The following is an 8,373-nucleotide window of genomic DNA, read 5'->3' as shown; positions in this document are numbered from 1 at the left end:
TTTCTCAATAGATAAATCCTTATCATTTATATATTCTGGAATTTTAATAGAATTATAAAAAGGTAAATTAATGTAAAAGATTTTTTCTGATTGATCTAATTTGTCTTCTTGTAATAAGTAATTATTAAAAATTACATATACATTTCCAATTTCCAAATTGATATTTTTATTGAAAAGCATTATTTGTTTATACATTATTTTTTATTTTACAGGTAGTTTATAAACTTTATAATTATCTATCAAAGGATTTCTTCTTATAAAATTTCCCTTATTGATTATTTCCTCAACATATTTAAAATTACCACTTTCTATTCCATGCTGAATAGCCGCATTCATTCTATGATTCCCATCTGTTAAGATATATTTCCCTTCATAGATATATCCCGCACCTCCTGTAGGTTTGTAAGTACCATTTGACATTTGTTCAAAATATTCGGCAACTTTTGCAGGATTAATTCCTCTTTGAGTACTTAAAATACCATTTGCTTCTGCTTCAGCAGCAATTCTTGACGTCATAGAAACCTTTTCAGCAGTAGCTATAGTCTTTCCATAACCACCAAACATCAATCCCCCACCGCTTCCTTCATCTTGAAGAATTTCCATGTGGCTACTGTTGACATTTCTGGCGAATCTGTCCAGCCAGCTTTCTCCTTCATGATAGAGGGGATTATCTCTCCATGTTCTATATTGTTCTAATGGGCTTTCATCATTGGCATTTACATTAGCATTTCTAATAAGTCCAAATAATGCTGTTTGTCCATAGCTCATTGAGACCCTCTCCACTTGCCCAACTTCTACTTTATTTTTATTCTTACCAAACAAACGATCCCACCAATTGCTTACTCTTCCCCAGAAACCAGGTTTTGGATCTTCTCCAAGAGTTCCACCAAACCCCGTAAATATATTACCTCCTGAAGATTCAGTACTTGTAGACATTGTTGCTACATACGCTTTAAAAGCAAACTGTGCATCAGCACCTGTAGCAGTCATCCCAGCCCCGTATTTATAACATCATTCCCATCCGGATCAATCACCATCACAGGATTGTTGACGGCATAGTTATAGGGACTCCATGCGCTGTATTTCTCAGACATGGCATCCATGGCACCCCATCTTCCCAGATCAGGCATCAGCATCCTGGCGCCGTAATCATACATCCCGGTTTCCTGAAGTTCTTTGCCGTTGTATTTGTAGCTGTAAAAACTTCCAAAACCTGAAGTACTGAACGCCCCTGAGATATGGTTCAGCCCAAAAGGATAATAATTGTTGGTATCGATAATTTCAGGAGCGCCTGTGCTATCCTTGGATAAAAGAATAGTATTAAAACCACTGCAAAAGCAATGGTTTTAATTTATTATCTGAAAACGAACGAGATGCTCGCACTATTGGGGACTTTGCTCAGTGTTTTTTTATTCTATAATTTTCTGATAACAATTTTCTCCATAATGACCAAAGCAGAGAAAAATGTTTTTATCTTTTTTTTTGAAAGAAGTTATATAAGTTGTATTAGTGTCTTCTACATCCTCTGGAAAAGCAATTAAATCTTTGTCTAAATTTAGATAAAATTTTGAAAGTGTTATAGATTGATTATCTATTTTATATTTTGAATCATAATCCAATAACTTTTTCCCTTCCCTATTATAAATAACCCTATTGTACACTCCATCTCTGTGAATTGTCAGGGTATCATATGTATTTTTATATGATACTGGCGAATATTTTCCATACATATCTTCACTACTAATATTTTGACATGAAAATAGAAGTGGTAATAAAATTAAACTTATACATTTTTTCATATTTATTAAATTTAAGTTGTTCGATTTAAAATCTAGGACTTGTTAGTATAGATGGTGGTGTTATAGCTTGTTTAAAAACGTTCTTTGAGGTTGGGCTAATTACTCTTTTTTGAATTTCGGAGTTGCTTTCAGTCCATCCTTTTCCATCAAAAAAACCCCCGCTCCCGCACGAATCCTTTCGTGTGGTTAAAAAACTCTCTATACCCATTCTAAAATAATACTATCCTCTCCAAAGAATAGTTTACTGAATTATTAATATAAAGCCACACGATACAATCGTGCGGGAGCGAGGATATTGCGTGCCAACATATCTGAAACATTACCTATTATACTTAAAGACACAAATAATATGCTCTTCATTAACAAAGGATATTATTTTTATTGATTGATATCCCGCCATAATATTCCTAATATTTTGGTCTCTTTGTCATTGATAAATATGGTGAAATCCTTTTTGTTATAATCAAAGTTGCTAATAATTACTTTTTTACTATTAGATTGATTAAGATTATTTAATAACTCATCATAGCCTTGAATTTTTAGACTTTCATTTACAGTATTATTGATTTCATTTCTTACTGTATATATAGAATTTGCCTTATTTTTATCAATAAGAATATATTCAAGTTTATCTATGGACTTTAAATAATTATATATGGTTGCACATAAATAATTATCACTTTGCTTTTTAAATAAATTTAATATTTTTTGAAAATTACTTGTTTCCATTTATTTTACAACTATTGGTGTTCCTCCTATTACTATTCCAGAAATCAACATTTCTTGTTCATATTTGCCACTACTTTATAATTTTCAGATTATAAAAACCACTGAAAAACAGTGGTTTTTATTAATTTGGAGATAAGCTGTACAAAAATCAGCTTGGAGTAACGATTATTATTTCATTAAATTAAATTCGTTATCATCAATTTCTCTATCTAAATATCCAATAACTTTATCAAAATTTTCACTCAAATAATATATTCCATAGTATGTTTTTCCTAATAAGCTCACTAATCTTAATTTATTTCCAGTATAATTTTCCAGGTTTAAGATCAGAGTACCCATTTCATCAGACAACTTATTATTTCCTGTTCGAGTAGCAGTATATTGTCTAATTTTATATACTCCAATCAGATTTTCTCTTTCGAAATTATTACTATTACTAATCTTAATTTTATATTTTTTAATATCTCCCAAAAATTTTCTTTCTTGCTTAATCAGAATAAAAACTTCTTCAGTGGTTATCATGCTTATCTTTTTAATTAAAAACTTTGATAATAATATTTTAATGTATTGCAAAAATTAAAATATTTTAGCTAGTGGATATTAAGTCGTATATATTTTTTTATTAATTCGTTATCACCAACATTTAAATATTTTTCAATATAAAAGTTATCCTTATCAAATTGAAAATATAAATCAACTAATCTATAGCAGGAAATAATAAACCAACTTGATTCTTCTTTATTTAAGTTTGATCTTAGAACACTAAAACTTTTTTCAAAGAAAAGTTGTTCGTGTTTTTTTAAAAAAGAATTATTAGTGTATAGAAAGTCTATATAACTGTATATAGAATATTCTTCCTTATTTTTAATAAGATCATCAATTATTTCTAAATACAATGAAAATATAAGATTTCCAACTTTTTTCACAATATCTAACTCTTTCTGAGAACTATCAAATATGTTATATAAATCTACAATATATTGTAGTCTATCATATTCTTTTGAATTATCAACAACAAAATGTGATAATTCAGAAAAAAAATTATTAGGATTATTTAATAATATTTTTTTATAATCTTCAATTTGATCATCATTATCATTATCAATTGCTGAAATAAATAAATTAAAATTTTGCATGTTTATTTTTTTATTGAAATAATTTGTGGTAATCCTATAATGGTTGAATTAAAAATTGCTGTGTTTCGACCATAAAAGGAAAAGTTATAATCACCATCTTCTCTCTTTTTAATAGGTAATCCTAATTGTTCACTTTGCCTCATTGTTGTTCCTCTGGCAGGAAGAGAAATATTTTTAAATATTTCATAAGTACCTCTTGGGACAGTATATTGAACAATAATATCATATTGATCAGAATATCCAAAGCTGAAACTTGCTTTTTGTGCATATTCTAACCTTCGTGTTACGTATGGTCCTTCTCCCATCTCTATTCCTGAATCATTTAATCGTTGTGTTAAATATCCACCTGCTTTACTGTACTCATTATATGACATTGCTCTATTGACATTGCTCTATAAAAATATTCAAATTCTGGCTCTGATTCATCAGCCGTAGTTGTAACAGGAATATCAATAGCACCCGTAATCGGTTTAGAATTTGCAGAAAAGCCACTGTCTCCATAATGTTTTTAAAATTAGAGCATTGAAAATCAATACTCTAATTTATCACCAACACGTTTGGAACATTACCCAAATGCTTATTTCTTTAATTTCTAATTGGAATTTTTTTCAGCCGGAGATGTAAAATCAAAAAAAACTTTTGAATAGTCTTCTGCGAAAACAAACAGTCTACTCGTAATATTATATCTTACAACAACAAATTTTACATATTCAACAGATTCGTTTTTGATTAAAAGAAGATTATTTAAGATCTCATACGTTAATTCTTTTATACTTTCACTTTTAGCTAATTTATTTCTTCCTTTATAGGACATAATTACATCATCCAACAATAAAGGATGATTTGAATATGAGATTTCAAAATCATCTAATTGAGGATCATATTCTTTTATTTTAGAATAAATTAATTCTTCCATTTTGATAGTATTTTAGAGTAAATTATTAAATTATTTATTGTCCAAGCCTAGGAAGGACATATTCGACTCTTGCACCATAAACTACACCAGGAACAAGCCACTCGTTTTCACCTAAAGTGTAGGGATTAGGATTTGCTACACCAACCTTAAAACTTTTTGACATTATAATTCCAGGAACTGCTGGTCCAAAAGCTATTCCTGTAGCAAAATCTCTAGCAGTTTCCTTACTAGTAGTCCAACTTGTCCAAATACTATAATTATCACTGTCTGCGTGTGCTTGCATATCTTGGTGGGGACCATAAAGTGAATTAACCTGTAAATATCCTTTCGGAATTGCAATTCCAAAATGTGCATTTATGTATTGGCTGTTATCATTATGAAATATTCTTGATGAAACTCCTCGATACAATGTAATCATTTCTCCTGGATCTGGTTCATCAGCCGTTGTTGTAACAGGTACAGTTAAAGGTAAATCCCTTGCCCAGTTATATTCTGGATCTTTCATCATGACAGGTGTTAACACGGCTCCTAAAGTTGCTGCTCCTACGGCTACTGAAGTTACCTCTATAGCTGAGAAAAATTCAGCAATTCGTATTGGTTCTCCAACTTCAACTGCCCTGGAAACCTCAGCTCCTCTTGTAAGCGTTAAAATATCAGCCCCTTTATTTCTGCCAAACAAACGATCCCACCAATTGCTTACTCTTCCCCAGAAACCAGGTTTTGGATCTTCTCCAAGAGTTCCACCAAACCCCGTAAAAATATTACCTCCCGAAGATTCGGTACTTGTAGACATTGTTGCTACATAGGCTTTGAAAGCCTGTTGTGCTGCTTCCCCTGAATAAGAAATATCATTCCCATCCGGATCAATCACCATCACAGGATTATTAATAGCATAGTTATAAGGACTCCATGCACTGTATTTCTCAGACATGGCATCTATGGCACCCCATCTTCCCAGATCCGGCATCAGCATCCTGGCGCCATAATCATACATCCCGGTTTCCTGAAGTTCTTTGCCGTTGTATTTGTAGCTGTAAAAACTTCCAAAACCTGAAGTACTGAACGCCCCTGAGATATGGTTCAGCCCAAAAGGATAATAATTGTTGGTATCGATAATTTCAGGAGCGCCTGTGCTGTTTTTGGCAAAGGTTACCCTGGCATTTCCAAGGTGGTCTCTGTATTGGTAAATATAGCGGTTTTCCGTGAAACTGTAAAAGCCTTCTGCGGTGGCTACAAAATCCAGTTTCCACTCCGGTATTGGTGTTCCCGGAAATACGAAGGATGCACTTTTATAGGCCTGCTGTTCATAGGCACTTTCTGTTCTGCATTCCAGGCATATTCCACCTCCTTCCGTGTAGCTGTACTGGAAGCCATCCAGATAATCTGTAATACGGGTGGTGGTAGATCCTCTTGGCGGAGTACTGGAATAAGTTTTACGGAGCTTGGTTCCGTCTGCACGGTAAAGATAACTCATCGTGCTGTTCAGCAGCTGCCCCAATCCGTTGATCTGCTGCATGCTATAGCCGTTGGAAAGGTTCAGATGGTTGTATTGAATCGACTGGATTCCTTTGTCCAGCATATCTTTCATATTTCCGTTCAGATCATAGGAAATGGTGTTGTTTCCGCCTTCATATCCGGTATCGTTCAGGGCGTTTTCCGTCACTTTGGTTAAAAGGTTTCCGGTATAATTGTAGATCAGGTCATCTACCTGAGCAGATGTTGTACTGCCGCTTGCAGGGAAAGCATTTCTTTTTAATGTTTTAATGTTTCCGTTCAGATCGTAGGTCAGGTGTTCATTATAATTATTATTAAAAGGTACAGTGGCATTGGGCTCGGAATATACGGCATCCTGAAGCCTGCCCAGTCCGTCATACGCATAGTTATACCGTTTCAGCACGTCTTCGGAAGCATTTTTCCAGTCGATCTCCGTAACATTTCCTGTAAATCTTCCCGGGGCAATATTCGGGTTCACAGGATTGAAATATCTCATTTCATATCCAAACAGCTTTCCGTTAAGATTGGACGGATCATTGATTTTCGTCAGCCATCCTCTGATATTGTAGGTATAGTTGATACTTTGTAAGGGTTGTGAAAGAGTTATTCCACCCAGTTTTTTGTTTTTCAGCTGTGACAGTTCATTATACTCGTTCTGTACCAGAATTTCTTCAGGATTGGTATCCACCTGATGTTTATGCACCAATAATCTGTTTTGTTGGTCATAGGTGAAAGTCTGGGTGATTACTTTTTCAGGATCAGAGGAAAGTCTTTTGTGATACGCTTTGCTCTGTCTGGTGACCCCGGCAAAATCAATATCCAGTTCTGTTCTGGTATATCCTCCCAGGTGATTTTGAGCGTATGATCCTATAGTTCTTCCTTTTTCATCATAATAATTAAAGGTTTTTGTCCATGCATTATCTTCCACATTTCTGATATAAGAGGCCAGTAAAAGACTTTTCGTCGTTACAGAAGCCGTGCTTTGTCCGGGTTGTTTCAATACCGGTTTACCCATAATGGAAACAGGGGTCGTGATTCCGGAGGGAAGAGGCGGATAGGTATCATAATAATTAACATTTAAAATAATCATACCCTCCGTTGGAAAAGCATTTTTTGTGTAATAAATGCTTTCACCATTCTGGATAATCGGGGTTGTATTATTTCTTTTTTCATTATTTCCCGGATTCACAGACATATTGTTGATCGTGGTCTGTATATCAATTCTGGAAGCTGTACCCGCAAAGAAACCGGTATACACCACTCTTCCGAACTCATCATATTTGGAGAACATCCAGCCTTTGGCTGCAAAATTATTCTGGGTACTTCCCAGGACAGCGTCCTGTGAAGCTACCAGCCTGTTCTGCCTGTCATACACCATGTATTCCCATCCTTTACCGGGAAGTTTTTTTTCTACCAGCCTGTTTTTGCTGTCATATTTATACTGATAACATATATTATCAACTGCTGAGGAGTTCAATGCTGCAGCTGATGCGAGTGGCGGGATCACATAGGCCAGTTGTTTGTAATCGTTGTATACGTAATAAGTATCTGCGTTTTTTACGACATCTATTACTTTTCTGGAAAGTACGGTCTGGCCGGTGGCATCTTTAAACTCAATCACTTTGTGACCATCTTCATCGGTAACCGTATTTTTAACGAGCTTACCGGCTGCATATTCTGCGGCGGTGTACTGTAATTCGTTTTTGTAAAGTTTTTCCGTTGGATCCCAACTAACTGTTACCTGATAATTTTTGACATGATCAGCAGGGGTATTGAGATCATAATCCAATACTACCGCTTTGCCATTCCAGTCGTTTCCAATTGGTTTCTGTTGTAAGACCCTCTCTAACGGAGAGTTTTCAAGAATTTTCTCTGTATAGGTCTTTTCACCGGCGTAGATACCAGTTGCATCAGCCACAGGAAAAGGAACCATTCCCGGAGTCTGGGGATAAACAGCTCCATTGGAAGTGGAACTCTGAGGGACCGCAAGATAGGTTCTGGTCTGCCTCCCAAGGTCATCATATACAACAGGGGTTACAATATCTTTTCCTAAAGGCGTTGCTTTCACACTCACAATCTGTCTGGGTCTTCCCAGAAGATCAAAATATTGTACTGTTTCTGTTTTTTTGCTGCAGTCTTCATTCAGACAGTTTGTAGTGGATATATAGTTTTCCGTGGTTGTTTTCTGAGCCTGTAAAAAGACAGCAGAAAAAAGACCGGATAGTAAGAGTATTTTTTTCATCTTAATTGAAATACAAGAGGTTAGAAATGAGAAGCCAGGAAGCTGAATTCTTGTTTT

At 34.6% G+C, this 8,373-nt stretch carries 10 protein-coding genes; all 10 read right to left on the bottom strand.

Translation table 11 applies throughout. From position 1 onward, the window contains the following. On the bottom strand, window positions 1-195 hold a 195-nt coding region (locus FFS26_RS22810), incomplete at its 3' end, for a hypothetical protein (RefSeq protein ID WP_228449457.1). Between the two features lie 6 nt (window positions 196-201). Next, window positions 202-990, bottom strand: a complete 789-nt coding sequence (locus tag FFS26_RS18000) for a hypothetical protein (protein WP_137905719.1) — start codon at window positions 988-990, stop codon at window positions 202-204. Further along, on the bottom strand, window positions 987-1,238 hold the full coding sequence (locus FFS26_RS17995) for an RHS repeat-associated core domain-containing protein (protein ID WP_262710324.1): 252 nt from the start codon (window positions 1,236-1,238) through the stop codon (window positions 987-989). Before FFS26_RS17995 ends, FFS26_RS18000 begins: the two co-directional genes overlap by 4 nt. Window positions 1,239-1,409: 171 nt before the next feature. Continuing rightward, window positions 1,410-1,799: a hypothetical protein gene (locus FFS26_RS17990; protein ID WP_137905717.1), complete on the bottom strand. Its 390-nt coding sequence runs from the start codon at window positions 1,797-1,799 to the stop codon at window positions 1,410-1,412. Window positions 1,800-2,177: 378 nt separating this feature from the next. Further along, window positions 2,178-2,528, bottom strand: a complete 351-nt coding sequence (locus tag FFS26_RS17985) for a hypothetical protein (RefSeq protein ID WP_110009957.1) — start codon at window positions 2,526-2,528, stop codon at window positions 2,178-2,180. A 168-nt stretch (window positions 2,529-2,696) separates the two neighbouring features. Continuing rightward, window positions 2,697-3,050, bottom strand: a complete 354-nt coding sequence (locus tag FFS26_RS17980) for an enoyl-CoA hydratase (RefSeq protein ID WP_110009958.1) — start codon at window positions 3,048-3,050, stop codon at window positions 2,697-2,699. Window positions 3,051-3,118: 68 nt separating this feature from the next. Continuing rightward, window positions 3,119-3,664: a hypothetical protein gene (locus FFS26_RS17975; protein ID WP_137905716.1), complete on the bottom strand. Its 546-nt coding sequence runs from the start codon at window positions 3,662-3,664 to the stop codon at window positions 3,119-3,121. 2 nt (window positions 3,665-3,666) lie between these two features. Beyond that, complete coding sequence (locus FFS26_RS17970) at window positions 3,667-4,038, bottom strand: hypothetical protein (RefSeq protein WP_137905715.1); 372 nt, start codon at window positions 4,036-4,038, stop codon at window positions 3,667-3,669. A 218-nt stretch (window positions 4,039-4,256) separates the two neighbouring features. After that, entirely contained in the window at window positions 4,257-4,580 is a 324-nt protein-coding gene (locus tag FFS26_RS17965; RefSeq protein WP_137905714.1) for a hypothetical protein, read from the bottom strand. 34 nt (window positions 4,581-4,614) lie between these two features. Then, window positions 4,615-8,316 (bottom strand): DUF6443 domain-containing protein, encoded by a 3,702-nt coding sequence (locus tag FFS26_RS17960; RefSeq protein ID WP_228449456.1) that lies wholly within the window; start codon window positions 8,314-8,316, stop codon window positions 4,615-4,617. Between the last annotated feature and the right edge of the window lie 57 nt (window positions 8,317-8,373).

The sequence above is a fragment of the Chryseobacterium sp. 2VB genome (genome assembly GCF_005503635.1).
GTDB classification, from domain to species: Bacteria; Bacteroidota; Bacteroidia; order Flavobacteriales; family Weeksellaceae; genus Chryseobacterium; species Chryseobacterium cupriresistens.
This window is presented reverse-complemented; position numbering and strand designations above follow the sequence as displayed.